This window comes from Burkholderia sp. 9777_1386, from assembly GCF_015712265.1.
Lineage (GTDB): Bacteria > Pseudomonadota > Gammaproteobacteria > Burkholderiales > Burkholderiaceae > Burkholderia > Burkholderia cenocepacia.
In genome coordinates this window covers 18,102-43,571 of the sequence record NZ_JACCQB010000021.1, presented here as the reverse complement: position 1 = coordinate 43,571, position 25,470 = coordinate 18,102, and the positions used below count along the sequence as shown (strand labels likewise).

Sequence of the window (25,470 nt, the reverse complement as noted above, 5' to 3'; positions counted from 1 at the left end):
TGCGGTTTCGCCGCAACGCTCACGCAAAAAAGGCGCGTGCCCCGCAACCGGAGCGACGCGCCAAACCTGGTACGACAACCTGAACGCCGCGCGACGGGGACGCGGCAGCGGCGCGACCGACGCTGCGGGTCAGCGCACGAGAAACCCGTACGTGAGCGGATCGCGTTCGTCGACGATCCAGTTCGCGAACCCGCAGACATGCGCGCTGCCTTCCACTTCCGGGATCACGGCCGGGATGTCGCCGACCGTCGTTTCGCGCAGCACGCGCCCCTTGAAGACCGTGCCGACGATCGATTCGTTGACGAGCGTGTCGCCCGCCGCGAGCAGCCCCCGCAGGTACAGCTGCGCGACGCGCCCGCCGGTGCCGGAGCCGGTCGGCGAGCGGTCGACCTCGCGATCCGCGAACACGCAGCAGTTCGCCTGCGTCGAACCCGCGTGGCGCGGCGCGTTCGCGATGATCGTGCCGTAGATATGGTTGATTTCCGGGATCTCCGGATGGACGACCGGATACTTCGCGTTCGCGGCCGCCTTCACTTCCGCGCCGAAGCGAATCAGTTTCTCGACCGCCGATTCGCGCACCGGCAAGTCGAACGGCGCGCCGTCGACATAAAAATAAAACGCGCCGCCATAAGCAATGTCGCCGGTCACGGTGCCGAACGACGGCGTGTCGACCGACACGTCGCGCTGCCAGATGAACGACGGCACGTTGACGAAGCGCACCGGCCCCGCGTGCTCGCCGTCCCACTGGACGAACGCCTCGATGAACCCGCACGGCGCATCGATGCCGACCCGCGTCTCGGGCACGGTGCGCTGCACCCAGCCGAGCTCGACGGCCGCCGTCGACAGCGCGATCACGCCGTGACCGCAATGGTCGCTGTAGCCTTCGTTGTGCACGAAGATCACGCCGAAATCGGCGTTCGGCGACACCGGCTCGGTCAGATAGCCGCCGTACATGTCGGCATGGCCGCGCGGTTCGAACATCAGCGCGCGGCGGATCTCGTCGGCGTGCTCCTTGAGCCACGCGCGGCGCTGGACGATCGTGTCGCCGGGCAGGCGCGGCAGCCCGCTCGTGACGATGCGGAACGCCTCGCCGCCGGTGTGCACTTCGACGGTGGACAGGGATCGGGAAATTTTCATGGCGGATCGAATGCGTTGAAACGAAGGACGGCGGCCGGGCCGCCGTCCGGTGACGGGCGATGCGGCAATTACTTCGCGTACGGTTCCGGCAGGCCGTTGCGGATCACGTAGACGGTGGTCGGCGCGCCTTTCAGGTCGCCGTTCGCGTCGAACGAATAGGTGCCCGCGACGCCCGCGTAGTTCGACTTCGCGAGCTGCGCGCTCAGCTTCGCCTTGTCGGTGGTCGTGCCGGCCTTGACCATCGCGTCGGCGAGCAGCTTCATCCCGTCGTAGTAGTTGACGCCATAGACCTGCGTATCGGTGTGATAGGCGTCGTGGTACTTCTTCAGGAATTCGCGGCCGGCCGCCGTCTTCTCGAGCGCGACCCCGCCCTGCGCGCAGTAGACGATCGACGCGGCCTCGCCCGCGACCTTGCCCATGTCGGCCGAGCAGATGCCGTCGCCGCCGAGCAGCTTCGCGCGCAAGCCCCGCTGCTTCATCTGCTTGGCCATCGGCGCGCCCTGCGCCGCATAGCCGCCGAGGAAGATCACGTCGGGGTTGGCGGCCTTGATCTTGGTGAGGATGCCGAGGAAATCGGTGGCCGACGAGTTCGTGTATTCCTGGTCGACGATCTTGATGCCGTTCGCCTTCGCGACGTTCATGAACTGCTCGGCGACGCCCTGCCCGTACGCGGTGCGATCGTCGATCACGGCGGCGGTTTTCGCGTTCAGCGTCTTCGCGGCGAACGTGGCCATCGTGCCGCCGAGCTGCTCGTCGCTCGCGCCGATCCGGAAGATGTTCTTGAAGCCCTGCTTCGTCAGCGCCGGGTTCGACGCGACCGGCAGGATCGGCACGCCGGCAGTCGAATACACGCGCGAGGCCGGAATCGCGACGCCCGAGTTGTACGGCCCGAGCACCGCGACGACGCCCTTGTCGACGAGATTCTGCGCGACCTGCACGCCGGCCTTCGGGTCGGCCTGGTCGTCTTCGGAAACCAGTTTGAACGTGACGGCCTTGCCGGCGACCTTGATGCCGGCCTTGTTGAGCTCTTCCACCGCGAGCCGCGCGCCGTTTTCGTTGTCCTTGCCGTTGGCGGCCTGCGGGCCGGTGAGCGGCGCCGAATGGCCGATCATCACGACTTCCTGCGCGTGCGCGGAAGTCAGCGCGCCGGCTGCAACAGCCACCGAGAGCGCGGTCAAGAAGTGTCGCATGATGTCTCCTGATTGGTTTTGTGTGAAACCAATGTAGGACACACGTGGTCACATCGCAAGCAATTTCAAAATAATTGTCGGGATTTTGGTCATATTGAAGACCAGAATGGCTTCGCGCGCAGGCCGGTCACTTCGGCGCGATGTCGCGCCGCACGCGGCGGATGTGCTGTTCGACATAGAACGCAGCCGCATCGGCATCGCCGGACACGATCGCCTCGTAGATCAGCCGGTGCTCGGACACGTAGAGCCGGATCCGGCCCGCGTCGTAGATGCCGTCGTCCTTCAGCCGCTTCCACAGCGGCTGGTCCATCGTCTTCGCGACTTCGTCCGCGATCTTCACGATCAGCGCATCGCCGGTCATCAGCGCGAGCTGCCGGTGGAACAGCCGGTCGCTCTCGTTCCACAGCGCGCGCTGGTGCGGATCGTCGACGTCGGTGATGGTTTCCATCTGCGCGAGATAACGTTCGGCGCCAGGGTCGGCGCGGCCATGGGCGGCCGCGAGGCGCGCGATCGCGGGCTCCAGGATCAATCGCACGTCGAGCGTCGACGTCGGGCTGAAGTCGGCCTCGGACGCCGTGTGCGGATCGCCGCGCTGCGCGAGCACGTCGAGCGGCGCCGCGACGACGTAGGTGCCCGAATTGCGTTTCGTGCACACGAGCCCTTCGTTCTGCAGCGCGCCGAGCGCCTCGCGCACCGCCGGCCGGCCGACCTGGAACAGCGCCGCCAGCTCGCGCTCGGACGGCAGCCGCGACTCGGCCGCGTAGCGCCCCGCGCGGATCTCGTCGCGGATCTTTTCGGCTACCTGCTCGTAGATCTGCAGCGGGCGGAAACCGCCTTCGGGTGAGTCGGGACGCGCGGACATCATCGGATGGCTCCTGCCCGTTCGCGGGCGTGGATCTGGAATGGGTTCGCACTATACCGGAGCCGCGCGGGCGGCACGGCAGCGGCGCGCTTCTGGCCAGATATTAGAACCAAAATCCCCACAGCGCTTTATTTTCTGGGTTGCAGGCGCGCCAGCAAGTGGTATAGATTCGATCCACACTGCCCTGTGTCACGGTATCCGGCAGACCTGTGGCGGGCGCGGCATGCGTCCGCCGTTCACGCTCACCGACGCCCACGACGTACACGATGACCGCCTCTTCCCCGATTCCCGTTTTCGACGCGGCCGACACGGCCGCGCTGCTCGACTACCCGGCGCTGCTCGCCACGCTCAGGCAAGCGGTCGCCGAGTACGCGGCGGGCGACATCGTCAGCCCCGAACGCCTGGTCGTGCCGCTGCAAGGCGGCGGCGTGATGCTGTCGATGCCGTCGAGCGCCCACGACCTGGCGAGCCACAAGCTCGTCAACGTGTGCCCCGGCAACGGCGCGCGCGGGCTGCCGACGATCCTCGGCCAGGTCACCGCGTACGACGCGACGACCGGAGAAATGCGCTTCGCGCTCGACGGCCCGACCGTCACCGGTCGCCGCACGGCGGCGATCACCGCGCTCGGCATCCAGGCGCTGCACGGCGCCGCGCCGCGCGACATCCTGCTGATCGGCACCGGCAAGCAGGCGGCCAATCACGCGGAAGCGCTCGCGGCCATCTTTCCGGATGCGCGGCTGCACGTGCGCGGCACGACCGCGGAGCGCGCGGCCGCCTTCTGCGCCGCTCATCGCGCCCATGCGCCGCGGCTCGCGCCGCTCGACGGCGACGCGATTCCCGAAGCGATCGACGTGGTCGTCACGCTGACCACCAGCCGCACGCCCGTCTACCGCGAAGCCGCGCGCGAAGGCCGTCTCGTGGTCGGCGTCGGCGCGTTCACCGCGGATGCCGCCGAGATCGATGCGAACACGGTGCATGGCAGCCGGCTCGTCGTCGACGATCCGGCCGGCGCGCGCCACGAAGCCGGCGACCTGATCGTCGCGCGGGTCGACTGGCAGCACGTCGCATCGCTCGCCGACGTGCTGAACGGCGTCTTCGCCCGCGGCGGCCCGCTGCTGTTCAAGAGCGTCGGCTGCGCCGCGTGGGATCTGGCCGCGTGCCGCACCGCGCGCGACGCGCTGGCCGCGCGCCGCGCCGGCTGATCCGGCCGCGCAACCATTCCAGCCGCTCGCGCGGCATCGCCGCAGCCGCATCGTCCCGGCGATTTCCCGTACGCGGTGTAGGAAATGCCCTACACCGCGTCGAAGCGGCCTACACGAAGTTCCAATTCGGCCGATTTCAATTTCGGCGGCGCAACACGATACTGCCGGCATGAATGCCAGCCTGTCACCCGCCGCGCTCAGGGTGTTCCTCGTCGATCACGCCGTCGCCGTTCGCCAGCGGATCGCGCTGCTCGTCGGCGCGATCCGCGGCGTTGCCGTCGTGGGCGAAGCGGAAGACGGCCAGGACGCGTGGTCGCATATCCGCAGCAGTCGCGCGGACGTGGTGATCGTCGACGTGCGGCTCGCGGACGGCAGTGGTCTCGACCTGATCGGGATGCTGTCGAAGGCCGCGCCGCGCATCGTCACGATCGTGCTGACGAACCACTCGGCGCCGGCATTCAGAGAGGCATGCGCGACGGCGGGAGCCGACTACTTCTTCGACAAGACCGTCGAATTCGACGCCGCATGCCGTGTCATCGAATCCCTGGTGCACGCTCGCGTGCGCCGCCCCTGACGAGCCGGAGCGACTCATGTCCACCGCCACCGCCTTCGCCGCCGACGTGTCCGTCGTACCCCGGCCAACGATTGCCCTGCGCCCGGTCGCGCGCGCCGACGCCGCCAAGCATCCGGCCGCACGCTGTTCGGCCTGCGCGATGCGCTCGATGTGCCTGCCGCCGCATCTGACGGCCGCCGAATACGGCCGCCTCGACGCGATCATCTGCACGACGCGACAGGTGCGCCAGGGCGACGCGCTGTTTCGCACCGACGATCCGTTCCAGAGCATCTATGCGGTGCGCGCGGGTTCGTTCAAGACGGTGATGATGCATCGCGACGGCCGCGAGCACGTGACGGGCTTCCAGATCGCCGGCGAAACGCTCGGGATGGACGGCATCGGCGGCGGCCAGCACTGCTGCGACGCGATCGCGCTGGAGGACAGCGTGGTGTGCATCATCCCGTTCGGCGCGCTCGAAGCCGCGTGCCGCGAGATGAAGCCGATGCAGCACTTCCTCTACCAGATGCTGAGCAGCGAGATCGTCCGCGAATCGAGCCAGATGCTGCTGCTCGGCACGATGTCGGCCGAGCAGCGCGTCGCGCATTTCCTGCTGAACCTGTCGTCGCGGTTCGAGGCGCGCGGCTATTCGGCGACCGAATTCAATCTGCGGATGACGCGCGAGGAAATCGGCTGCTATCTCGGGATGAAGCTCGAAACCGTCAGCCGGATGTTCTCGCGGTTCCATCGCGAAGCGCTCGTCGAGACGCGCGGCAAGCGCGTGCGCATCATCGACGCGCAAGCGCTCGCACGGGTCTGACACACGGCGCCGGCGCGCGGCATTACCGGATCGCGTCGCCGGTCGCCGCGTCGCGCAGCGCCACCGTCGCGGCGCCCGCCTGCCACGCGATCAGCGCCTGTTCGGCCTGCGCGAACGCGCGGCGCAGCGCATCGTCCACGTCGACGCCGACGCACGGCGGCAGCGACCTGAGCGTCGCGTCGTGCATCACCAGGTCGAGCCGCACGTCGTACAGGCACGCGCCATCGGCCACCGTGCGCGCGTCGATCGCGAGATGGCAGCCGTCGATCAACGCGCGAAACCGTTCGAGCCGCACCAGTTGCGCGCCGGCTTCGGCCTCGACCGCTGCCGAAACCGTGAATCCGAGGCAGGCGATCTGCATGCCCACGCCCATGTCGTGTCTCCTGACGGGGCCGCCCGCTCGTCGACCGCCTTGCATGTGCCGGCCGCCTCGCGATGGAGGCGGCACGTGTTTCCCGTCGCGCGGCGCGCAGGATTCGATCGCGGCCGGCCGACGGTCTGCCCGCGCCTGGCTGGCGCGGGGCCATTCATACGTTGAAGGTCTGCGACGCCTTCATCTCGATCCACGTCATGCCGGCCCGCAGCCCTTCGATCATCGCCTCGCGCTCCGTCGGATACGCGTGGCTGTGCTCGAACGTATGATGAAACCGCGCGGCGCCGGCGCCGTGCTCGACCGACACGCGGCAGCGGAACTCGCCCGATTCGCACGGGCGCGTCTCCACCTCGACCGACCAGTCGCGTTCGTGAATGTTGCCCTGCAGTGTCATGCGCCCTCCTGCGGTATCAGTCTTCGAGCCGGAAGTGCCCACTGTGCAGCAGCACCGGCCGGCCGCCGATTTCCTCGAGCATTCGCCGTGCCATTGCCTCGATCGCCGACCGGTGCGCGTCGAATGCGTGCAGCAGATCGCGTTCGAGCAGCGACCGCGCGCCGAAATGGTCTTCCAGCGCCTCGGCCGTGACCGCGCACTGGACGCAACGCCCGTCGACCAGCGCCGAAAACGCGACGACCAGATCGCGCGCGCAGTATTCCGGCGGCTCGGGCGGGAAAGTAATGTGCATCTGTCGGCCTGTCATCGTCGTGATGGCTCCATGACGAGAGCATAGTGGCGCGCGCGGCCGCGCGCTTGACCCACGTCAACCGGTTCGCTGCACCGCACGATCGCGGCGCGGCCGCGCGACGCCGCGTCAGCCCGCGTCGGGCTCGATCACCGCGCCGCGTTCCGCGAGCAGCTCGCGCAGCACGCTGCGGTGGCAATGGCGCTCGTCTTCGCAGTAGCAGCCGATCGACAGCGCGGTGGTCGCCGACAGCGCGGCCAGCAGGTCCAGCACCTTCGCCGGATCGCCGCGCGTCATCTCCGCGCGGAAGTGACGCTTGAACGCTTTCCATTCGGCGTCGGTTTCGGCGGCCTGCGCCTGCGCGACGAGTTCGGGGCTCGGCGACAGCGTCGGCAGCCATACATCATAGTAGTTGCGCGACGCGAATTCCGCCTTCGGCACACCGCGCGGCGGCCGCCGCACCGTGCCGATCCGCAGCCCTTCGCCGGCCGCGCGCGGCGTGCCGAGCTGGATGATCCGGATGCCCATGTCGCTCCTCTGTCGTGCATGCGATCCCGTGATCGTACCGCCGCGCCTGCCCGTGCGTCAGCCGGGCACCGCACATGATCGACGCCCAACAAAAAACCGGCTGCTCCCGTGACGGGACACAGCCGGTTGTGCATCCTGGCGCGCCGCGGCGCCGCGGTCAGGCGCCGCTCTTCAGCACCTTGCCGATCGCGTCCGCGACGATGCCGACGTTCGAGTCGTTCAGGCCCGCCACGCACATCCGGCCCGAGCGCAGGATGTACACGCCGTGCACCTCGCGCAGCGCGTCGACCTGCGATTCGGTCAGGCCCGTGTACGTGAACATCCCGCGCTGCTTCACGTAGCGCGTGAGCGCTTCGCCGCTCACGTGGTCGCGCAGGCCGTCGTGGATCGACTGGCGCATCCGCGCGATGCGGCGGCACATCGCCGCCAGTTCCTCTTCCCACTGCTTGCGCAGCGCCGGCGTGCCGAGCACGGCCGCGACGACCTTCGCGCCGTAGGTCTGCGGATTGCTGTAGTTCGAGCGCACGGCGCCGGCCAACTGGCCGAGCACGCGCTCGGCCGCGGCTGCGTCTTCGCAGACGACGCTCAACCCGCCCACGCGCTCGCCATACAGCGAGAAGTTCTTCGAGAACGAGTTCGCGACGAGCGTCGGCACGCCGCGGCGGGCCAGCTCGCGCACCGCGAACGCATCCGCGTCGAGGCCCGCGCCGAAGCCCTGGTACGCCATGTCGACGAACGGCAGCAGCCCGCGCGCCTCGATCACGTCGATCAGCTTCTCCCACTGGCCTTCGTCGAGGTCGACGCCGGTCGGGTTGTGGCAGCACGCGTGCAGCAGCACGATGCTGCGCGCCGGCAGCGCGTCGATCGCCGCGAGCATCGCGTCGAACTTCAGGCCGCCCGTCGCCTCGTCGTAGTACGGATACGTGTTCACCGTGAAGCCGGCGCGCTCGAAGATGAAGCGATGGTTTTCCCAGCTCGGGTCGCTCAGCCACACTTGCGAATCCGGGAAATAGCGCTTCAGGAAATCGGCGCCGACCTTCAGCGCGCCCGAGCCGCCGAGCGTCTGCAGCGTCGCGATGCGGCCGGCCGCGCGGGCCGGGTGATCGGCGCCGAACACCAGCGACTGCACGGCGTCGCGATACGCGGCCAGGCCGACCATCGGCAGGTACGGCTTCGGGCCGCTGTCGCGCTGCAGCGCGGTCTCGGCTTCGCGCACCGCGCCCATCACCGGAATCCGGCCTTCGGCGTCGAAATAGATCCCGATGCTCAGGTTGACCTTCTGGTCGCGCGGATCTTTCTGGAAGTTCTCGTTGAGCGTCAGGATCGGGTCACCCGGGTACGCGTCGATGTGTTCGAACATGGCTTGAGTCGGTCTCGTTTGGAAGAATGGTCGGTCGTGGCCTGCGTCAGCGTGCGGAGACGCCATCATGCACCGCAAAGCCGGCATTCTTCTGACGGAAGCGATACCCGACCGCGAGCACCGCGAGCCATACCGGGATCAGGTACACCGACAGGCGGAGATCCGGCGTCAGGTACATCACGACGAGAATGCCGGCCATGAATGCCAGGCACAGGTAATTCGTGAAAGGATAGCCCAGACTGCGGAAGGAAGTCTCCTCCCCGGCAGCGCGCTTGGCCTGGCGGAACTTCAGGTGGATCAGGCTGATCATCGCCCAGTTGATGATCAGCGCCGACACGACGAGGCCCATCAGCACCTCGAACGCCTTGCCCGGCATGAAGTAGTTGACCAGCACGCACACGCCGGTCGCGAGCGCCGATGCGCCGAGCGCCGCGAGCGGGATGCCGCGCTTGTTCACCGAGCACAGCACCTTCGGCGCGTTGCCCTGCTGCGCGAGGCCGAACAGCATCCGGCTGTTGCAGTACACGCCGCTGTTGTAGACCGACAGCGCGGCCGTCAGCACGACGACGTTCAGCACGTTCGCGACCAGGTTGCTGCTGAGCGCGTGGAAGATCAGCACGAACGGGCTGCCGCCGCTGACGACCTTCTCCCACGGATACAGCGATAGCAGCACGGCCAGCGCGCCGATGTAGAAAATCAGGATGCGGTAGATGACCTGGTTGGTCGCGCGCGGGATGCTGCGCTTCGGATCGTCGGCCTCGGCCGCGGTGATGCCGACCAGCTCGAGCCCGCCGAACGAGAACATGATCGCGGCCATCGACATCACGAGGCCCGACACGCCGTTCGGGAAGAAGCCGCCGTGCTGCCACAGGTTCCGGACGGTGGCTTCCGGCCCGGCGTGGCCGCTCGCGAGCAGCCAGCCGCCGAAGCCGATCATCCCGACGATCGCGGCGACCTTGATGATCGAGAACCAGAATTCCGTCTCGCCGTACGACTTCACGCTGGTCAGGTTGATCAGGTTGATCGCGACGAAGAACACGAGCGCCGACACCCAGGTCGGCACGCCCGGCCACCAGTACTGCACGTAGATCCCGACGGCCGACAGTTCGGCCATGCTGACGAGGATGTACAGCACCCAGTAGTTCCAGCCGGACAGGAAGCCCGTGAAGTGGCCGAAGTACTTGTTCGCGAAATAGCTGAACGACCCCGCGACGGGCTCGTCGACGACCATCTCGCCGAGCTGGCGCATGATGAAGAACGCCACGACGCCGGCTACCGCGTAGCCGAGCAGCACGGACGGGCCGGCCATCTTGATCGTCTGCGCGATGCCGAGAAACAGCCCCGTGCCGAGCGCGCCGCCGAGCGCAATCAGCTGGATGTGCCGGTTCTTCAGCCCGCGCTTCAGGCCGTCGCTGTCGTTTCCAGAAACCATGTCTTCTCCACTCTGTCCGCTTCCGCCTGGAGCGGTGCGGCGCGCCTCGGTGTGCCGGGCGCTGTTTTGCTGTGCCGGCGGCCGTTCGTGGAGCCACCGGGTTGGGGACTGCAATCTTCGCGTGCCGGCAGTCGATCCGCGTCGGCGTGCCGGCCAGCCCCGCCGCCGACTCGTCGCCCGCGCCGCATTGCTGCGGCCGCACACGAAAATCCGGCGTCAGTTTAGCGTCGCGACGGCGAAATCGGGTTGCGTAACCCGCTCATGCAAACCCTACATTATGAGATAAGATTGCATCCAGGAGACAGATGAGGAAACAAAAATGCCTGAACCGGTTCTCGATCGCATCGATCGCCACTTGCTGTCGGTGTTGCAGGAGAACGGCCGCGCGTCGAACCTCGACCTGGCGAAGGCCGTCGGCCTGTCGCCCGCGCAGACCTTGCGACGCCACCGCCGGCTGGAGGAAATCGGCGCGATCCGCCGTTACGAAACCCGGCTCTGCCCCGACACGCTCGGCTTCGGCGTCACCGCGTTCGTGCACGTGACGATGGAGCGCGGACATATCCGCGATCTGTCGAAGTTCCAGAAACTCGTGTCGGATCTCGCGCAGATCCAGGAGTGTTTCTCGGTGACGGGCGACATCGACTATGTGCTGAAGGTCGTCGCGCACGACCTGAAGGGGCTGTCGACGTTCCTGCTCGAAACGCTGATGCGCATTCCCGGCGTGAGCGGCGTGCATTCGAGCGTGTGCCTCGACGAGATCAAGTGTACGAGTGCGATGCCGGTGGAAAGCTGACACGCCCGGCGCACCGGGGTGATCCTTTACCCCACCGCCTCGAACGCACTGATCAACAACGCCCCCGCCGCGATCACCACGCAACCGGCCGCCCGGCGCGGCGTCAGCCGCTCGCCGAGATACACGCGCGCGATCAGTGCCGCGAACACCACGCTCGTCTCCCGCAGCGCCGAGACCGGCCCCATCGGCGCGCGATCCATCGCCCAGATCACGATGCCGTACGCGAGCGCCGCGAATACGCCGCCGCAGGCGGCCTTCGCGGTTTCGCCGACATCCTGCGTCAACCGCAACGATCCCGCCCGCAGCCGGTAGTACCCGGCCATCAGCACACCCGTCAGCACGAACATCCACGCGGTATAGCCGACCGTGCTGCCACTCTCGCGTACACCGATCCCGTCGACCACGCTGTACGCGGCGATCGACACGCCGGTCGCGAACGCCGTCGGCAGCACCTGCGTCATCCGGTGTCGGGCGCCGCGTCCGCGCTCCAGCCCGATCGCCATGATCCCCGCGCAGATCAGCACGAGCCCGCCTTGCGCACCGAAGTTCAGGCGCTCGCCGACGAACGCCGCCGCGCCGAGCGTGACGAGCAGCGGCGCCGTGCCGCGCGCGACCGGGTATGCGACGGTCAGGTCGCCGTGTTCGTACGCGCGGACGAGCAGCAGCGTATAGACGACGTGGATCACGGCCGACGCGACGACGCACAGCCAGCTCGTCGGCGTGATCGGCGCGGCGGCCGGCAGGAACAGCAGCGCGAACAGCCCGATCGCGATCTGCAGCACCGTGGCCGAGCGCAGCCGGTCGCCGCTGCTGCGCACCAGCGCATTCCATGACGCGTGCAGGAACGCCGCGCACAGAACGGCAAACAGAACGGGGATCGGCACGCTGAACACTCCCTGACGGTCGGAGGCCGCGCGGTGCGCGGCAGCCGTTCATCCTATGAATGCGTCACCGGATTGTCAAAAAAGCGACGCACGAGACTCCGGACGTGAGCCGGCCGCCACGCGCCCTGCCGCTCCCGCGCCGGATGCCGCCACCGCAGTACGCCCGTGGCGGTATGTGACGTGGAGATTGCACACGGTCCGCCCCTTTCCGTTCTCTTTCGCATCGCCCTGCGTCGTAATGAAACCGATACCGGAGCGCAACCATCGCGAAATCACTCTGTCCCCATATCTTCATACGCGGCTGGTCCAATGCGCGTGCTCCCTCACGAGCTTCGCGCCGAACCGACACGGCGACGGGGCCGTTCTCCACCATCGAAGACCTTACCCTGGAGTTTCCCGATGTTCCGTCAAGCCTTGCTCGTCACTGCCTGCGCAGCCGCAGCGCTGGCGCTGTTCGCCTGCGGCGGCAGCGACGATTCCACGCCGACGCCCGCCGTGTCGTCGCAGGATGCGCTGCAGACCGCCACGCCGATCAAGCACGTCGTCGTGATCTACGGCGAAAACATCTCGTTCGACCACTACTTCGGCACCTACCCGAACGCGACGAACCCGTCGGGCGAACCGGCGTTCACCGCGAAATCCGGCACGCCGACGCCGAACGGCCTGACGGGCACGCTGCTGACCGCGAACCCGAACTTCACGAACACGGCCAACGGCACCGACGCCGCGAACCCGTTCCGCCTCGACCGCACGCAGGCCGCGACCGCCGACCAGAACCACGCGTACACGGCCGAAGAGCAGGCCGAGGACAACGGTCTGGCGGACCTGTTCCCGAAGTACACGGGCAAGGGCTCGTCCGGCGGCGCCGGCGCGTTCGGCACGAAGGGCCAGGTGATGGGCTACTTCGACGGCAACACGGTGACCGCGCTGTGGAACTACGCGCAGCGCTTCGCGATGAGCGACAACACGTTCACGACGTCGTACGGCCCGTCGACGCCGGGCGCGCTGAACGTCGTGTCGGGGCAGACCAACGGGATGCAGATCGTCAAGACGTCGAAGCAGCCGTCGACGCTCGCCGCCAGCTCGTACTACATCAATGACGGCCAGGGCGGCTTCACGATGATCAACGACGTCGACCCGGGCTTCGACGTGTGTTCCAGCCCGACCGACCAGGCCATGATGACCGGCAAGAACATCGGCGACCTGCTGAACGGCGCGAACATCACGTGGGGCGGCTTCATGGGCGGCTTCAACCTGTCGACGACCAACGGCAACGGCACGACGGGCTGCACGCGCAGCACGGTCGCCACCGCCGTGAACGCCGCGACGGCCGACTACATCCCGCACCACAACTGGTTCCAGTACTACGCGTCGACCGCGAACCCGCAGCACACGCGCCCGAGCTCGATCGCGGCGATCGGTTCGAGCGTCGAGACCGACGGCAAGACTCCCGAACCGGCGAACCACCAGTACGACACGGACGACTTCTTCGCCGCCGTGAAGGCCGGCAACTTCCCGTCGGTCAGCTACCTGAAGGCGCCGGCGGCGCAGGACGGCCACGCGGGCTATTCGGATCCGCTCGACGAGCAGGCGTTCGTGACCAAGGTCGTCAACTTCCTGCAGCAGCAGCCGGACTGGCAGAACACCGCGGTGATCGTCACCTATGACGACTCGGACGGCTGGTACGACCACGTGTACACGGCGCCGACGCGCGCATCGTCGGACCCGGTCGATCAGCTCAACGGCGCCGGCAAGTGCGGCACGGGCGGCACCACCGGCGTGAACGGCGCGACCGTGAACGGCCGCTGCGGCCCGGGCGTGCGCATCCCGCTGGTCGTGATCTCGCCGTATGCGAAGCAGAACTACGTCGATCACACGATGCTCGACCAGTCGTCCGTCGTGCGCTTCATCGAGGACAACTGGCTCGGCGGCCAGCGTATCGGCGGCGGTTCGTTCGATGCGACGGCGGGCGACCTGCGCAACCTGTTCGACTTCACGTCGAAGCCGAACACGACGCCGCTGTATCTCGACCCGACGCTCGGCACCGTATTGAGCGCCGCACCGTCGATCTGACCGTGACGGCATGACCGCAAGGCCGGCGCGTCACGCGCCGGCCGTTTCCGTTTCAACGCGCCGCTTCGCGCGACGCCCGATTTTCGACCGACAGCATGACAGCTCGCCCCGCATTTCCGTCTCCCGATGCCGCCGGCACGCCCGCGCCGCGCCCCCCTTCCCGCCTGCTGCGCCGCGCGGCGTTCGTGCTCGGCGCGGCCGTGATCGGCTATGGCGCGTTCGCGATCGCGTTTCCCGCGCAGGTGCCGGCGGCGATCGGCACCGTGGTCGCCGACTGGACCGGCGCGAACCCGCATCCGGTCGTGCTGCAGCGGCCCGCCGCGCAGCCGCTGTCGGCGGTCGCGCAGCTCGGGCGCGCGCTGTTCCACGATCCGTCGCTGTCGGCGTCGGGCAAGCAGTCGTGCGCGTCGTGTCACAGCCCCGATCACGCGTACGGCCCGCCGAATGCGCTCGACGTGCAGCCGGGCGGCCTCGCGATGACGCAGCAGGGCTATCGTCCACCGCCGTCGCTGATGTACCTGTACCGCCAGCCGAATTTCAGCATCGGCCCCGACGCCGGCGAAAACGACGCCGCGCCGAGCGTCGCGCAGCAGGCCGCGGCGGCGGCCGGCGTCGTCAAGGCGCAGAAGGTGGCCGGCACGTCGGCCGCGCCGCAGCTCGTGCCGCAGGGCGGGATGTTCTGGGACGGCCGCGCCGATACGCTGCAGCAACAGGCGTTCGGCCCGCTGCTGAATCCGGTCGAAATGGCGAACGCGAGCGTCGACGACGTCGCGCACAAGCTCGCGCAATCGTCGCATCGTGCGCAACTGGAGCAATTATTCGGCGCGCGCGTGTTCGACCGCCCGCAGCTCGCGGTATCGGAAGCGATGTTCGCGATCGCGCGCTATCAGGTCGAGGATCCGTCGTTCCATCCGTACGACAGCAAGTACGATCGCTGGCTCGAGGGCCGCGCCCGCCTGACGCAGGCCGAACTGCGCGGGCTGCGCCTGTTCAACGATCCGGACAAGGCGAATTGCGCGGGCTGCCACTTGTCGAAACCCGGCAAGGACGGGCTGCCGCCGATGTTTACCGATTACCAGTACGAGGCGCTGGGCGCGCCGCGCAATCGAGCGCTCGCGCAGAACCGCAATCCGGCGTTCTACGATCTCGGCGTGTGCGGGCCGTTCCGCGACGACCTGAAGGACCAGACACAGTATTGCGGAATGTTTCTGACGCCGACGCTGCGCAACGCGGCGACGCGCCACGTGTTCTTCCACAACGGCGTGTTCCACACGCTCGATCAGGTGATGGCGTTCTACAACGAACGCAGCATCTCGCCGCAGAAGTTCTACTCGCGTGGCGCGGACGGCAAGGTCGACGAATACGACGACATTCCGCCGAAATATCGCGCGAACGTGGACGTGACCGACGCGCCGTTCGATCGCAAGCCCGGCGACAAGCCCGCGATGACCGCGCAGGACATCAAGGACATCGAGGCGTTCCTGAATACGCTTACCGACCCGGCTGCGCGGTAAACGACACGCGCCCCGCCGAAGCGGGGCGCGTCACGCCGCCAGGACATCGGCCGTCAGCCGGCGCGCTGCATGCCCTCGCCCGATGGCGCTCGACACCGGCTTGCGCGTTTCACGCGAATCGCCTCGATGCACGCATCGAGCCGCCGGTTGCTTTCCGCAATGCCGAAGCGTGCCGCCCGCTCGAACGCCCGGGCGGCCAGGTCGGCACGCAGTCGGTCGTCGGTCAGCAATTGCGCCATCGCGCGGGCCAACGCATCGACATTCCCGACTTCCACCAGCAATCCCGCGCGGCCGTGGTCGAGAATCTCGCGCGGCCCGGTCGGGCAATCCGTCGATACGATCGCCTTGCCGAGGGCGAGTGCCTCGATCAGCACCATCGGCATCCCTTCGTTCTTCGAACTCAGCACCATGATCGACGCGCCCGCCATCAGCGGATGCGGGTTGTCCATCTGCCCCATGAAATGCACTCGCGCGCCGATGCCGAGCTCGTGCGCGAGACGCATGAGCTCGTCGCGATGGGCGCCGTCGCCGGCAAGCACGAGATGCTCCGCCAAATCGCGCTGCGCGACGAGTTGCGCATACGCGCGCAGCAACGTGCGGTGATCTTTCTGGAGTTCATCGAGCCGGGCGACGGAGACGATGTAAGGCACATCGCTTGGCAACGGGGGACGCGCGGCAGTCGCGTTCTCGCGAATGGCGTCGATGTCGATCGCGTTGGGCAGGACGGTGACTTGCTGCAGCCGGTCGCCGAACATCCGGTCGGCTTCGTCGCCCATCTGCGGGTTCAATGCGGCAATACTGTCGTAGCGGCTGTACTGCTCGAGCAGGCGGCGCATGCGCCGGCCGCGGCCGCCGAGCCGGGCGACGAAGCTGAAGTGGTTGACGCCGATCCAGGCCACCCCGAAGCGGCCGGCAAGGCGCCGCAGCGACAAGTCGTAGTCGACGATGACGTCTACGTCGCGCGCCAGTTCGGCGACACGCCGCCCGATGTACGGACGCACCGCGAGCGCGCCGTGAAGGTCACGAGCAATCCGGCCCACTTTGTCGAGCTTGCGTGCGTGGCGGCGGTCCTGGAAATAGCGCAGCCACTGCGGACGCACCAGGATTTCAATGGGAATGTCATCCGGAATCAGGGCGCGAAAGCGCTGCGCCAGCATCGGCGACGCGTACGTGACCGACAATGTGGCCCTGAAACGCTTGCGATCGAGGATGCGCAGCCACTGGATCAGAGACGATTCGATCCCGCCGTTCCCGAAATCGGTTACGTGAAACAACACGCGAACACGCGTGTCCGCACTTTCGGTATACCCCGCGTCGGCCATGATTTCTATTATGTTGTCTATTGTTGGACTATGCACCTGATTTGGGCGCGGCCTTTTATAACATAGGGTATTCCAATAGCCAAGCAAGGACGGGGCGCGGTCGATTTTTCCCTATTGCCGGAATCAGGTAGGGGCGACAGTCGCCGACTGCGAAGCCATCCGCCGGCATCTCGCGCAAACGTCGGAGCACGCGATGCGCGGTTCAACCGCCCACCTGCGTCAGGACAGGCTGTCGAGCAACCGATACCAGGCGACCCCGGCCGCGATATAGAAGCGCTGCAGCCCGTGCAACGGAATCGGCCGGATCGGCGACACGCGGAACGGCAGCGGCAATTGCGCATCGCCCGACAGATGCGCGGCCAGATGCTTGCCGAGCGTCGTCGCCATCGCGATGCCGCGGCCGTTGTAGCCGAGCGCGATCGTCACGCCCGGTGCGGGCTCGTGCACGTGCGGCAGAAAATCCGCGGTGATCGCGACGCGTCCGGCCCAGCGGTATTCGAACCGGACGCCCTTCAGTTGCGGATACAACAGCGTCGTCGCGCGTTCCAGATGGCGCCAGTCGCCCGGCGCGCGCGGTTCGGCGAACGGGCCGCGGCCGCCCATCAGCAGTCGCCCGGCCGCATCGCGGCGAAAGTACAGCAGCAGGCGCCGCGCATCGGATGCGACCTCGCCGCCGGCGAGGATGTCGCGACCGAGTTCCGGCGCGAGCGGTTGCGTCGCGACGATGAAACTGTTCGCGGCGATCACCGACTGGCGCAAGCCGGGCCATAGCCCATCCGTGTAGCCGTTGGTCGCGATCACGACGCGCGCGGCCGACAGCGTCGCGCCGCCGGACGTCGCGACCTGCCAGCGGCCGTCGGCACGCGTCAGTCCGACGGCGCGGGTCAAGCCGTGCACGACCGCACCGCTCGCCTGTGCGGCGCGCACGAGGCCGCGCGTATAGCTGAGCGGCTGCACGCTGCCCGCGCGGCGATCGATCCAGCCACCCGCATACGCGGGCGTGCCGAGCCGTCGCGCGACGTCGTCGCGGCCGAGCACCTCGACCGGCGCGCCGCGCGCGGCCCACTGCTGCGCGCGGCGGGCGACCGTGTCGAGCATCGCGGCGGTCGGCGCGGGCTGGATCCAGCCCTGGCGACGCGCATCGCAGTCGATCGCGTGCCGCGCGATCAGGTCGAACACGGTATCGGCCGCGCCGCCGACGATACCGGCAAGCTGCTCGCCGGCCGCGTCGCCGAACCGGCGAACGAGTTCGTCGGGGTCGTATTTCAGCCCGGGAATGACCTGCCCGCCGTTACGGCCGGACGCGCCCCAGCCCGGCTGCGCGCCGTCGATCACGCGGACGTTCACGCCGCGTTCGGCCAGGTGAAGTGCGGTCGACAGGCCCGTGAAGCCGGCGCCGACGATCGCCACGTCGCACGATACGGACGCGTCGAGCGCGGGCGTATCGGGCGCCGGCGCGGCGGTCGCCGCCCACAGCGAATCCGGCCACGGCGAGTCGGGCCATCCGGGTGCCGCGTTCGTTGCGCTCATGTTCGATCCGGGTTGTCGGCGCCGTCCGACGCCAGCAGGCGACGCAGGAATTCCTGCGTGCGGGGATGAGTCGGCTGCGTGAGCACGTCGCGCGCCGGTCCGCTTTCGCAGATCGTGCCGTCGTGCAGGAAGCACACGCGATCGGCCACCTCGCGCGCGAATGCCATTTCGTGCGTGACGACCACCATGGTCATTCCGTCGCGGGCCAGCCCGCGCATCACGCCGAGCACTTCGCCGACGAGTTCGGGGTCGAGCGCCGACGTCGGCTCGTCGAACAGGATCGCCTGCGGCTCCATCGCAAGCGCGCGTGCGATCGCGACGCGCTGCTGCTGCCCGCCCGACAGCTCGGACGGATACGCATTCATCCGGTGCGCGAGGCCGACCTTGTCGAGCAGCGCGCGGGCCTGCTCGCGCGCCTGCGCGACCGGCACGCGCCGCACGTGCACCGGCCCTTCCATCACGTTCTCGAGCGCCGTGCGGTGGGCAAACAGGTTGAAGCGCTGGAACACCATGCCGACCCGCATCCGCAGCTCGTGAATCCGCTTCGAATGCGCGTCGACCTTCACGCCGTCGATCGTGATCGACCCTTCGTCGTAGGTCTCGAAGCCGTTGATACAGCGCAGCACGGTCGACTTGCCGGAACCGGACGGCCCGATCAGGCACACGACTTCACCCGGCTGCACGTCGAGGCTCACGCCCTTCAGCACCGCGTGCTGCTGAAACCGCTTGTGTATCGAATCGATCCGGATCATGCGCCCCTCCTCAATGCGAGCCGCTTGCCGAGCCGGTTCACGCCGAACATCAGCGGCAGGCCGAGCGCGAGATACAGCAGCGCGACGAGCGTATACACGCTCATGTTCTGGAACGTCGACGACGCGATCAGCTGGCCGGCGCGCGTGATCTCCGCGACGGTGATCGTCGACGCGACCGACGAATCCTTCAGCAGCATCACGAGCGTGTTGCCGTACGGCGGCAGCGCGATGCGAAACGCCTGCGGCAGCACCACGCGCCGCATGATCATCGGGCCGCGCATGCCGATGGCGTGCGCGGCTTCGATCTGGCCGCGGTCGATCGCCTCGATGCCGGCGCGGAAGTTCTCGGCCTGGTATGCCGAATACGCGATGCCGAGCCCGAGCACGCCGGCCTGGAACGCCGACAGTTGGACGCCGAGATCGGGCAGCACGAAGTACATGTAGAACAGCTGCACGATGATCGGCAGCCCGCGGATCACGTTGACGATCGTGCTGCCGGCGGTCGATACCGCCCGATTGCGCGACACCTTCAGCAGCGCGAGGATCAGCCCGAGCACCGAGCTGAGCACGAACGCGCATGCGGTGATCTCGATCGTGACCACCGCGCCCTTCAGCAGGATCGGCAGAAAATCGATCGCATTCTGGAAAAACATGAGGTCTCCTATGCGACGTCGGGACGGCGCGCCGCGGTGGATGCCCGCGACGCGCGGGCGATGCCGGTCGGGAATCGCGCGCCGGCGCTCAGCTCATGTGCCACTTCTGCAGGATCTGCTGCAGCGTGCCGTCGCCCTTCATCTTGCGGATCGCGCCGTTGAGCTGTTCGAGCGTCGCGGTGTCGCCCTTGCGCACGATGAAGCAGACCTGCCCCTTCACCACGCTCTGGTATTCGGGCACGAGCCGCACCTGGCGATTGACGCCGTGCTCGATCTGGTACGCGACGATCGGCTGGTCGGCGAAGCCGGCCTTGATGCGCCCGAGCGCGACGTCGCGCATGATGTCGGCGATCGAATCGTAGGTCCGCACTTCCTTGAAGATGCCCTTCTTGTTGAGCGCGTCGACGAACGCCGTGCCGACCTGCGCGCCGACCACCTGCCCCTTGAAATCGTCCATCGACGTATAGCGGCCGGGGTCGTCGGCCTTCACGATCAGGCCTTCGCCGAACGTGTAGACGGTGTCGGAGAAATCGACGACCTGCTGGCGCGCCGGCGTCTTCAGCATCGCGGCCGAGATGATGTCGATCTTCTGCGTGGTGAGCGACGGGATCAGCGCGGAGAACACGGTCTGCTGCACGTCGACGCGAAACCCGGCCGACTTCCCGGCCGCGGTGATCGCATCGACCATCATCCCCTGGATCGAATTGCTCTTGACGTCGAGAAACGTGAACGGCACGCCGGTTGCGGTCGCGCCGACCTTCAGCGTCGGCTCGGCCGCAACGACGCCCGCCGAGGCCGTGGAGAGTGCGATACAGGTGGCGAAACCGGCGGCCAGTGCGCCGAACCGCTTGATGAACGGAACCATGGTGTCTCCTTCTCGAATAATCCGGGCGCCGGCCGGTCGCTGATCGACACTGCGACGATGGCTCGATCTTAAAACGAATCAAAAATATCGTAAAAAGATTTTTCAGTATCGATATGCGATACGCTATGATGCGATATCGAATCGATCCCGCCTCATGCCATGGAAACGTTGCCCGATCAGTCAAACGACCTGCTGTTCAACCAGTCGCTCGAAAAAGGGCTCAACGTGCTGCGCGCGTTCAGCGCGAAGCGGCGCACGATGACGCTGGCGGAAGTGGCCGACGCGGCCGGGATGACGAAAAGCTCGGCGCAGCGGATGGTCTATACGCTTGAGAAGCTCGGCTACATCCGCAAGCATCCGGTCACGCGGCGTTACCAACTCACGCCGCACGTGATGCGGATCGGCTTCAACTATCTCGCGGCCGATACGCTGATCGACGTCGCGAATCCGTTCCTGTCCGAGCTCACGAACCTGACCGGCGAAACCACCAACCTCACCGAGCCGGACGAGGACGAAATGGTGTACGTCGCGCGTTTCGTGTCGACCAAGTTCGTGCCGATCCACATGCCGATCGGCAGCCGTATCCCGATGTACTGCACCGGCAGCGGGCGCGCGTTCCTGAGCGCGTTGCCGCCGGCCGACGCGCGTGCACGGCTCGACGACATGGTGCGCACACCGCATACGCCGCGCACGGTCACGGCGCTCGACGAACTCGTCGCGTTGCTCGACAGTGCGCGACGCGAAGGCTACGCGACCAACCAGGAAGAACTGTTCATCGGCGACATGTCGATCGCCGCGCCCGTGCTCGGCAGCCAGGGGCAGCCGGTCGCGGCCGTGCACGTGGTCGCGCCGACGAGCCGCTGGACGTTCGACGATGCGCGCCGCAAGCTCGCGCCGGCGGTGATCGACTGCGCGCGCGGGATCAGCAATTCGATTCGGACGCTCGAATAGCGTCGACGAAACGGCATGCGGCGCGCCGTTGCATTGCGTAGCGGCGCTTGATCGCTACCGCGGCTTCGGCGAATGCCCGGTTCGATAGGTACGGTTCGGACGCGATACGAGCTGCTTCGCTGCAGCGTCCAGTTCCTTGCCGTGATACAGATCGACGCACTTCAGGAAGTCGAACTTCACATCCGCGACTTCCGATTCGACAACCGGACTCCGATAGTCGCGAGCCAGATACTTCGCGACCAGCGCGTGAATGACGTCCGGCGCACGTTCCATGTCGTAGTAGGTCCAGTCGCGCAAAGCGCTGATGCTGCTGCCGATGTCCTTGCTCGCGCCGGGCGCCTGCTTGTATGCGGTAGCCAGGCACTCCGCGAGCACCATGTCCTTGAAGTTCTGGAGGTAAGTTCGTGAGCCGGCCTCGGGCGAAGTTTGTGCGACGTCCTTCGCCACGGCCATCGTCGGTTGAAACGCGATGCACGCCAACGCGGCAGCGATCCGGACTCCCCTCATGACAGGCTCCAAAAATTTGCGCGATCGGTACGATACCGCGCGCCCGGTTCGTTGAAGTAACAATGGTCGTAACACGTCCGCCCATTGAACAGCGTGGCGTGGCCCTGTGCATCGCTCCACCCCGACACCTCGAACAGGATGACGCCCTGCCGACCCGCAAGCAGCCCTCCGTTCGACGGCGGGTATTTGACGCCCTCAGCCTTCCCCCAGCGTTGCTCGAGAAAACGAATCAAGTCCCGGACACGAAAAAAATATTGCCGATTGTCTCTGCCCGAGACCGTTTGCTCGGGGATTCTCGGTATCACCATACCGGCTTCACCCAGGATATAACTCATCCTCACCGCGCAAGTATTGCTCCATCGCTCTGTCGAATTCGGATTGTTGACGTTCTTCTCGACGTATCCACCTATCACTTTCGCAACGCGCTCACCGGAATTTGCCGGGTCGTAGATTCGCTGAGATGCCGCCCATGCAACGGCAAATGATGGACGTTTCACTTTGGCTCCTTGTTGTTGAGATGAATTCGACTCGAGGGCAAACGCATCGAAAACTCGCGACGGCTCATGTGCTCCGGGAACCTTCAAATCCATCGAATCAGGGCGTCATGATGCGCGATTTGAAAGTTTTTTGTAATGACGCCGACTTCCCGGACGCCGCCCTCTTCTATTGCCCCCCCTCGTTTTCCCCAATCCCGTTCGCCTTGACTCTGCTCCTCCGATCGTCAAAACTTCGCATATCGTCAGTGTGATCACAGATCGCAGATCAAACCCAGGAGAGCCCGCCTTGCCGCCTCGTATCGCCCCGCCCGCATTGAAGGTCATCGAACAGGAAACGATGGCCGACAAGGTCTACCAGCAACTGCGCGAAGCGCTGATGAGCGGCCGCTTCGCGCCTGGCCAGGCGCTGAGCCTGCGCAGCGTGGCCGAGGCGGTCGGCTCGTCGACGATGCCGGTGCGTGCCGCGCTCACGCGGCTGCGCGCCGAACGCGCACTGGTCGACGGCCCGAATCGGGCGCTCGTCGTCCCGCCGATGACGCTCGACATGCTCGACGAACTGCGCGACGTGCGGATCGCCCTCGAAGGCTGCATCGCCGAGCGCGCGTGCGCACGGATGACCGACGCGCAGATCGCGGCCGTACGCAAGACCTGCGAAACGATGCAGGCACACGCCGGGGCCGGCCGCTCGCGCGCCTACCTGCAAAGCAATTTTGCGTTCCACAGCGCGATCTATGCGCACGGCGCCAGCGAAAGCACGCTCGCGATCGTCGAGAACCTGTGGATGCGCGTCGGCCCGTTCCTCAACATGGTCGCGCTCGACATCCCGCACATGCGGCGCTCGATGGATGCGCACCGCGCGATCGTCGATGCGCTCGAACGGCGCGATGGCGCGGGCGTGCGGGCCGGCATCGCGCTCGACATCGGCGGCGCCGCGCACGACCTCGCCGAGACGCTGCGGGCCGAACAGACACCGCGGACCGTGAACGCGAAGCCGTAGCGACCGCCTGCCACGGCCGCCCGATACCCAAGCGGCCGTCATCCCACAACATCAACGATGGAGACAACCCGGCATGACAGCTTCCGACCTGCTGAAACCCTATGACGGCCTGCGCGTCCTCGTGACCGGCGGCGCATCGGGCATCGGTCTCGAAATCGCCGACGCGTTCGCCGAATGCGGCGCGCGCGTGCACGTGTGCGACGCATCGCAAGCCGCGATCGCGGCGCTCGCCGACCGGCCGCCGCGTGCCGCGGCCGGCGCGATCAGCGCGACGCTGGCCGACGTATCCGACCCGGCCGCCGTCGAGCGTGTATTCGCCGACGTGTCGTCCCGGCTCGGCGGCCTCGACGTGCTGGTCAACAACGCGGGCATCGCTGGCCCGACCGGCGGCATCGACGAAATCGACCCCGTGCAATGGGAGCAGACCGTCGCGATCAATCTGAACGCGCAATTCCAGTTCGCGCGCCGCGCGGTGCCGCTGCTGCGCGAATCGAAGCCCGGCGGCGCGATCATCGCGCTGTCGTCGGTCGCCGGCCGGCTCGGCTACGCGTTCCGCACGCCGTATGCGGCCACCAAATGGGCGGTGGTCGGTCTCGTGAAAAGCCTCGCGATCGAACTCGGGCCGCTCGGCATCCGCGTGAACGCGATCCAGCCCGGCATCGTGCGCGGCCCGCGGATGCGCCGCGTGATCGAGGCGCGCGCGCAGCAGCTCGGCATCGGCTACGACGAAATGGAGCAGCGCTATCTCGAGAAGATCTCGCTGCGACGCATGACCGATCCGGCCGAGATCGCCGCGACCGCGCTGTTCCTGTGCTCGCCGGGCGGGCACGGAATCACCGGGCAGGCGATCTCCGTCTGCGGCAACGTCGAAGTGCTCTGACGCCTCCTGCATCGTTCATCGAAAGGAATCCATCCGTGGCAAACGCTCGCAAAGTCATCATCACCTGTGCGCCGACCGGCGCGATTCATACGCCGTCGATGTCGCCGTACCTGCCCGTCACGCCGCACGAAATCGAAACGGCCGCGGTCGCGGCCGCGCAGGCCGGCGCGGCGATCCTGCACCTGCACGCACGCAACCCGTCGGACGGCAAACCAACGCAGGATCCGGCCGTGTTCGCCGAATTCCTGCCGCGCATCAAGGCACAGACCGACGCCGTGATCAACCTCACGTCCGGCGGCAGCCCGCACATGACGGTCGACGAACGGCTGCAGCCCGCGCTGCATTTCCAGCCCGAGGTCGCGTCGCTGAACATGGGCTCGATGAACTTCGGGCTGTACCCGATGCTCGAGCGCTTCCGCGAGCTGAAGCATCCGTGGGAGCGCGAACATCTCGAGAAAAGCCGCGATCTCGTCTTCAAGAACACGTTCGCCGACATCGAGACGATCCTCACGCGCTGCGGCGCGAACGGCACGCGGTTCGAATTCGAGTGCTACGACATCTCGCACCTGTACAACCTCGCGCACTTCGTCGATCGCGGGCTCGCGAAACCGCCGTTCTTCGTGCAGAGCGTGTTCGGCCTGCTCGGCGGGATCGGCGCGCATCCGGAGGACCTGATGCACATGCGCCGGACGGCCGACCGCCTGTTCGGCAGCGATTACGTATGGTCGATCCTCGGCGCCGGGCGCAACCAGATTCCGCTCGCGACGATCGGCGCCGCGCAAGGCGCGAACGTGCGCGTCGGGCTCGAGGATTCGCTGTGGATCGCGCCCGGCAAGCTCGCGGAATCGAGTGCCGCGCAGGTCCTGAAAATGCGTCAGGTGCTCGAAGGCCTGTCGCTCGAGATCGCGACGCCGGCCGAGGCGCGCGCGATGCTCGCGCTCAAGGGCGGCGACGCGGTGAATTTCTGATCGCCGGGTCGCCACCCCAACACCAGAATCCGCAAGCGCAGTGACAAGGCGCCGGCCCGAGCCGGCCGGCGCCAGGACGCCCTTCATCGCCCCGCTCCGTTCGAGCGCCGCCGGCGCGGCTCCGTCGTCTGCCCATCCGCTGCCCAC

Annotated in this window: 27 protein-coding genes; 10 read left to right on the top strand and 17 right to left on the bottom strand. The window is 67.2% G+C overall.

All coding sequences use genetic code 11. The features are described from left to right. Positions 1–129: 129 nt before the first annotated feature. From lhpH to H0X91_RS17635, 3 genes are all read right to left on the bottom strand, one after another. The gene (gene lhpH / locus H0X91_RS17645; RefSeq protein WP_006494886.1) at positions 130–1,137 is read right to left on the bottom strand and encodes a trans-3-hydroxy-L-proline dehydratase; all 1,008 of its coding nucleotides are present in this window, start codon (positions 1,135–1,137) and stop codon (positions 130–132) included. Between the two features lie 68 nt (positions 1,138–1,205). Continuing rightward, on the bottom strand, positions 1,206–2,327 hold the full coding sequence (locus H0X91_RS17640) for a branched-chain amino acid ABC transporter substrate-binding protein (protein WP_058903105.1): 1,122 nt from the start codon (positions 2,325–2,327) through the stop codon (positions 1,206–1,208). Positions 2,328–2,454: 127 nt separating this feature from the next. Further along, complete coding sequence (locus tag H0X91_RS17635; protein ID WP_006481703.1) at positions 2,455–3,192, bottom strand: FadR/GntR family transcriptional regulator; 738 nt, start codon at positions 3,190–3,192, stop codon at positions 2,455–2,457. A 263-nt stretch (positions 3,193–3,455) separates the two neighbouring features. Between H0X91_RS17635 and lhpI the strand changes: the two genes are divergently transcribed. The 3 genes from lhpI (at position 3,456) to H0X91_RS17620 (ending at position 5,761) form a co-directional block, all read left to right on the top strand. Continuing rightward, positions 3,456–4,391, top strand: a complete 936-nt coding sequence (gene lhpI / locus H0X91_RS17630; RefSeq protein WP_058903103.1) for a bifunctional Delta(1)-pyrroline-2-carboxylate/Delta(1)-piperideine-2-carboxylate reductase — start codon at positions 3,456–3,458, stop codon at positions 4,389–4,391. Between the two features lie 169 nt (positions 4,392–4,560). Beyond that, positions 4,561–4,965, top strand: a complete 405-nt coding sequence (locus tag H0X91_RS17625) for a response regulator transcription factor (RefSeq protein WP_006481701.1) — start codon at positions 4,561–4,563, stop codon at positions 4,963–4,965. Between the two features lie 16 nt (positions 4,966–4,981). Further along, a complete protein-coding gene (locus H0X91_RS17620) occupies positions 4,982–5,761 on the top strand; it encodes a helix-turn-helix domain-containing protein (protein WP_006481707.1) in 780 nt (259 codons plus the stop codon). A 22-nt stretch (positions 5,762–5,783) separates the two neighbouring features. Here the strand turns inward: H0X91_RS17620 and H0X91_RS17615 are convergent, their stop codons facing one another. From H0X91_RS17615 to H0X91_RS17590, 6 genes are all read right to left on the bottom strand, one after another. Further along, positions 5,784–6,134 carry a hypothetical protein gene (locus H0X91_RS17615; RefSeq protein WP_006481700.1) on the bottom strand — a complete coding sequence of 117 codons (351 nt, stop codon included), beginning with the start codon at positions 6,132–6,134 and terminating at the stop codon, positions 5,784–5,786. A 154-nt stretch (positions 6,135–6,288) separates the two neighbouring features. Next, positions 6,289–6,528 (bottom strand): hypothetical protein, encoded by a 240-nt coding sequence (locus H0X91_RS17610; protein WP_006479066.1) that lies wholly within the window; start codon positions 6,526–6,528, stop codon positions 6,289–6,291. A gap of 16 nt (positions 6,529–6,544) precedes the next feature. After that, the gene (locus H0X91_RS17605) at positions 6,545–6,835 is read right to left on the bottom strand and encodes a DUF1488 domain-containing protein (RefSeq protein WP_006481711.1); all 291 of its coding nucleotides are present in this window, start codon (positions 6,833–6,835) and stop codon (positions 6,545–6,547) included. Between the two features lie 111 nt (positions 6,836–6,946). Beyond that, positions 6,947–7,345 (bottom strand): DUF488 domain-containing protein, encoded by a 399-nt coding sequence (locus H0X91_RS17600; RefSeq protein ID WP_048985497.1) that lies wholly within the window; start codon positions 7,343–7,345, stop codon positions 6,947–6,949. Between the two features lie 157 nt (positions 7,346–7,502). Continuing rightward, positions 7,503–8,705 carry an amino acid aminotransferase gene (locus H0X91_RS17595; protein WP_062885509.1) on the bottom strand — a complete coding sequence of 401 codons (1,203 nt, stop codon included), beginning with the start codon at positions 8,703–8,705 and terminating at the stop codon, positions 7,503–7,505. 46 nt (positions 8,706–8,751) lie between these two features. After that, the gene (locus tag H0X91_RS17590; RefSeq protein WP_006481698.1) at positions 8,752–10,137 is read right to left on the bottom strand and encodes an amino acid permease; all 1,386 of its coding nucleotides are present in this window, start codon (positions 10,135–10,137) and stop codon (positions 8,752–8,754) included. A gap of 319 nt (positions 10,138–10,456) precedes the next feature. On the opposite strand from H0X91_RS17590, the gene H0X91_RS17585 reads away from it, so the two are divergent. Continuing rightward, the gene (locus H0X91_RS17585; protein ID WP_006479071.1) at positions 10,457–10,930 is read left to right on the top strand and encodes an Lrp/AsnC family transcriptional regulator; all 474 of its coding nucleotides are present in this window, start codon (positions 10,457–10,459) and stop codon (positions 10,928–10,930) included. Positions 10,931–10,956: 26 nt separating this feature from the next. On the opposite strand, the gene H0X91_RS17580 is transcribed toward H0X91_RS17585, so the two are convergent. Next, complete coding sequence (locus H0X91_RS17580; protein ID WP_062885666.1) at positions 10,957–11,814, bottom strand: EamA family transporter; 858 nt, start codon at positions 11,812–11,814, stop codon at positions 10,957–10,959. Between the two features lie 399 nt (positions 11,815–12,213). Here H0X91_RS17580 and H0X91_RS17575 point away from each other — a divergent pair, with 399 nt between their 5' ends. Further along, on the top strand, positions 12,214–13,887 hold the full coding sequence (locus tag H0X91_RS17575; protein ID WP_058903100.1) for a phospholipase C: 1,674 nt from the start codon (positions 12,214–12,216) through the stop codon (positions 13,885–13,887). Positions 13,888–13,982: 95 nt separating this feature from the next. After that, a complete protein-coding gene (locus H0X91_RS17570) occupies positions 13,983–15,401 on the top strand; it encodes a cytochrome-c peroxidase (protein ID WP_062885508.1) in 1,419 nt (472 codons plus the stop codon). Between the two features lie 53 nt (positions 15,402–15,454). On the opposite strand, the gene H0X91_RS17565 is transcribed toward H0X91_RS17570, so the two are convergent. From H0X91_RS17565 to H0X91_RS17545, 5 genes are all read right to left on the bottom strand, one after another. Further along, the gene (locus H0X91_RS17565; RefSeq protein ID WP_058903099.1) at positions 15,455–16,723 is read right to left on the bottom strand and encodes a glycosyltransferase; all 1,269 of its coding nucleotides are present in this window, start codon (positions 16,721–16,723) and stop codon (positions 15,455–15,457) included. 219 nt (positions 16,724–16,942) lie between these two features. Next, positions 16,943–18,253, bottom strand: coding sequence for an NAD(P)/FAD-dependent oxidoreductase (locus tag H0X91_RS17560; protein WP_012493322.1), 1,311 nt, complete (start codon positions 18,251–18,253; stop codon positions 16,943–16,945). Beyond that, positions 18,250–19,005 carry an amino acid ABC transporter ATP-binding protein gene (locus H0X91_RS17555; RefSeq protein ID WP_006482849.1) on the bottom strand — a complete coding sequence of 252 codons (756 nt, stop codon included), beginning with the start codon at positions 19,003–19,005 and terminating at the stop codon, positions 18,250–18,252. The genes H0X91_RS17560 and H0X91_RS17555 overlap by 4 nt, the downstream gene beginning before the upstream one ends. Then, the gene (locus H0X91_RS17550; RefSeq protein ID WP_006482843.1) at positions 19,002–19,658 is read right to left on the bottom strand and encodes an amino acid ABC transporter permease; all 657 of its coding nucleotides are present in this window, start codon (positions 19,656–19,658) and stop codon (positions 19,002–19,004) included. Before H0X91_RS17550 ends, H0X91_RS17555 begins: the two co-directional genes overlap by 4 nt. 88 nt (positions 19,659–19,746) lie before the next feature. Further along, entirely contained in the window at positions 19,747–20,523 is a 777-nt protein-coding gene (locus H0X91_RS17545) for an ABC transporter substrate-binding protein (RefSeq protein WP_006482855.1), read from the bottom strand. A 159-nt stretch (positions 20,524–20,682) separates the two neighbouring features. Here H0X91_RS17545 and H0X91_RS17540 point away from each other — a divergent pair, with 159 nt between their 5' ends. Beyond that, positions 20,683–21,474, top strand: a complete 792-nt coding sequence (locus H0X91_RS17540) for an IclR family transcriptional regulator (RefSeq protein ID WP_060266027.1) — start codon at positions 20,683–20,685, stop codon at positions 21,472–21,474. A 54-nt stretch (positions 21,475–21,528) separates the two neighbouring features. On the opposite strand, the gene H0X91_RS17535 is transcribed toward H0X91_RS17540, so the two are convergent. Both H0X91_RS17535 and H0X91_RS17530 read right to left on the bottom strand, forming a co-directional pair. Beyond that, the gene (locus H0X91_RS17535; protein ID WP_043204713.1) at positions 21,529–21,981 is read right to left on the bottom strand and encodes a type VI secretion system amidase immunity protein Tai4; all 453 of its coding nucleotides are present in this window, start codon (positions 21,979–21,981) and stop codon (positions 21,529–21,531) included. Beyond that, positions 21,978–22,571, bottom strand: coding sequence for a type VI secretion system amidase effector protein Tae4 (locus tag H0X91_RS17530; RefSeq protein ID WP_230205701.1), 594 nt, complete (start codon positions 22,569–22,571; stop codon positions 21,978–21,980). Before H0X91_RS17530 ends, H0X91_RS17535 begins: the two co-directional genes overlap by 4 nt. A 193-nt stretch (positions 22,572–22,764) precedes the next feature. Between H0X91_RS17530 and H0X91_RS17525 the strand changes: the two genes are divergently transcribed. The 3 genes from H0X91_RS17525 to H0X91_RS17515 all read left to right on the top strand — a co-directional run bounded on the left by H0X91_RS17525 (position 22,765) and on the right by H0X91_RS17515 (position 25,323). Continuing rightward, positions 22,765–23,475, top strand: coding sequence for a GntR family transcriptional regulator (locus H0X91_RS17525; protein WP_058903095.1), 711 nt, complete (start codon positions 22,765–22,767; stop codon positions 23,473–23,475). A 73-nt stretch (positions 23,476–23,548) separates the two neighbouring features. Next, on the top strand, positions 23,549–24,355 hold the full coding sequence (locus tag H0X91_RS17520; RefSeq protein ID WP_058903094.1) for an SDR family oxidoreductase: 807 nt from the start codon (positions 23,549–23,551) through the stop codon (positions 24,353–24,355). Positions 24,356–24,390: 35 nt separating this feature from the next. Further along, a complete protein-coding gene (locus H0X91_RS17515) occupies positions 24,391–25,323 on the top strand; it encodes a 3-keto-5-aminohexanoate cleavage protein (RefSeq protein ID WP_006482842.1) in 933 nt (310 codons plus the stop codon). The last annotated feature ends 147 nt before the right edge of the window (positions 25,324–25,470 follow it).

What these genes read in the sequence shown, in the direction of transcription:
- lhpI (WP_058903103.1), top strand. Translation starts at nt 3,456, where the DNA reads ATGACCGCCTCTTCCCCGATTCCCGTTTTCGACGCGGCCGACACGGCC.
- H0X91_RS17615 (WP_006481700.1), bottom strand. Translation starts at nt 6,134, where the DNA reads ATGGGCGTGGGCATGCAGATCGCCTGCCTCGGATTCACGGTTTCGGCA.
- H0X91_RS17540 (WP_060266027.1), top strand. Translation starts at nt 20,683, where the DNA reads ATGGAAACGTTGCCCGATCAGTCAAACGACCTGCTGTTCAACCAGTCG.
- H0X91_RS17625 (WP_006481701.1), top strand. Translation starts at nt 4,561, where the DNA reads ATGAATGCCAGCCTGTCACCCGCCGCGCTCAGGGTGTTCCTCGTCGAT.
- H0X91_RS17590 (WP_006481698.1), bottom strand. Translation starts at nt 10,137, where the DNA reads ATGGTTTCTGGAAACGACAGCGACGGCCTGAAGCGCGGGCTGAAGAAC.
- H0X91_RS17635 (WP_006481703.1), bottom strand. Translation starts at nt 3,192, where the DNA reads ATGATGTCCGCGCGTCCCGACTCACCCGAAGGCGGTTTCCGCCCGCTG.
- H0X91_RS17535 (WP_043204713.1), bottom strand. Translation starts at nt 21,981, where the DNA reads ATGAGGGGAGTCCGGATCGCTGCCGCGTTGGCGTGCATCGCGTTTCAA.
- lhpH (WP_006494886.1), bottom strand. Translation starts at nt 1,137, where the DNA reads ATGAAAATTTCCCGATCCCTGTCCACCGTCGAAGTGCACACCGGCGGC.
- H0X91_RS17575 (WP_058903100.1), top strand. Translation starts at nt 12,214, where the DNA reads ATGTTCCGTCAAGCCTTGCTCGTCACTGCCTGCGCAGCCGCAGCGCTG.
- H0X91_RS17530 (WP_230205701.1), bottom strand. Translation starts at nt 22,571, where the DNA reads ATGGATTTGAAGGTTCCCGGAGCACATGAGCCGTCGCGAGTTTTCGAT.
- H0X91_RS17600 (WP_048985497.1), bottom strand. Translation starts at nt 7,345, where the DNA reads ATGGGCATCCGGATCATCCAGCTCGGCACGCCGCGCGCGGCCGGCGAA.
- H0X91_RS17555 (WP_006482849.1), bottom strand. Translation starts at nt 19,005, where the DNA reads ATGATCCGGATCGATTCGATACACAAGCGGTTTCAGCAGCACGCGGTG.
- H0X91_RS17565 (WP_058903099.1), bottom strand. Translation starts at nt 16,723, where the DNA reads ATGGCCGACGCGGGGTATACCGAAAGTGCGGACACGCGTGTTCGCGTG.
- H0X91_RS17640 (WP_058903105.1), bottom strand. Translation starts at nt 2,327, where the DNA reads ATGCGACACTTCTTGACCGCGCTCTCGGTGGCTGTTGCAGCCGGCGCG.
- H0X91_RS17585 (WP_006479071.1), top strand. Translation starts at nt 10,457, where the DNA reads ATGCCTGAACCGGTTCTCGATCGCATCGATCGCCACTTGCTGTCGGTG.
- H0X91_RS17550 (WP_006482843.1), bottom strand. Translation starts at nt 19,658, where the DNA reads ATGTTTTTCCAGAATGCGATCGATTTTCTGCCGATCCTGCTGAAGGGC.
- H0X91_RS17605 (WP_006481711.1), bottom strand. Translation starts at nt 6,835, where the DNA reads ATGACAGGCCGACAGATGCACATTACTTTCCCGCCCGAGCCGCCGGAA.
- H0X91_RS17520 (WP_058903094.1), top strand. Translation starts at nt 23,549, where the DNA reads ATGACAGCTTCCGACCTGCTGAAACCCTATGACGGCCTGCGCGTCCTC.
- H0X91_RS17595 (WP_062885509.1), bottom strand. Translation starts at nt 8,705, where the DNA reads ATGTTCGAACACATCGACGCGTACCCGGGTGACCCGATCCTGACGCTC.
- H0X91_RS17610 (WP_006479066.1), bottom strand. Translation starts at nt 6,528, where the DNA reads ATGACACTGCAGGGCAACATTCACGAACGCGACTGGTCGGTCGAGGTG.
- H0X91_RS17545 (WP_006482855.1), bottom strand. Translation starts at nt 20,523, where the DNA reads ATGGTTCCGTTCATCAAGCGGTTCGGCGCACTGGCCGCCGGTTTCGCC.
- H0X91_RS17560 (WP_012493322.1), bottom strand. Translation starts at nt 18,253, where the DNA reads ATGAGCGCAACGAACGCGGCACCCGGATGGCCCGACTCGCCGTGGCCG.
- H0X91_RS17570 (WP_062885508.1), top strand. Translation starts at nt 13,983, where the DNA reads ATGACAGCTCGCCCCGCATTTCCGTCTCCCGATGCCGCCGGCACGCCC.
- H0X91_RS17620 (WP_006481707.1), top strand. Translation starts at nt 4,982, where the DNA reads ATGTCCACCGCCACCGCCTTCGCCGCCGACGTGTCCGTCGTACCCCGG.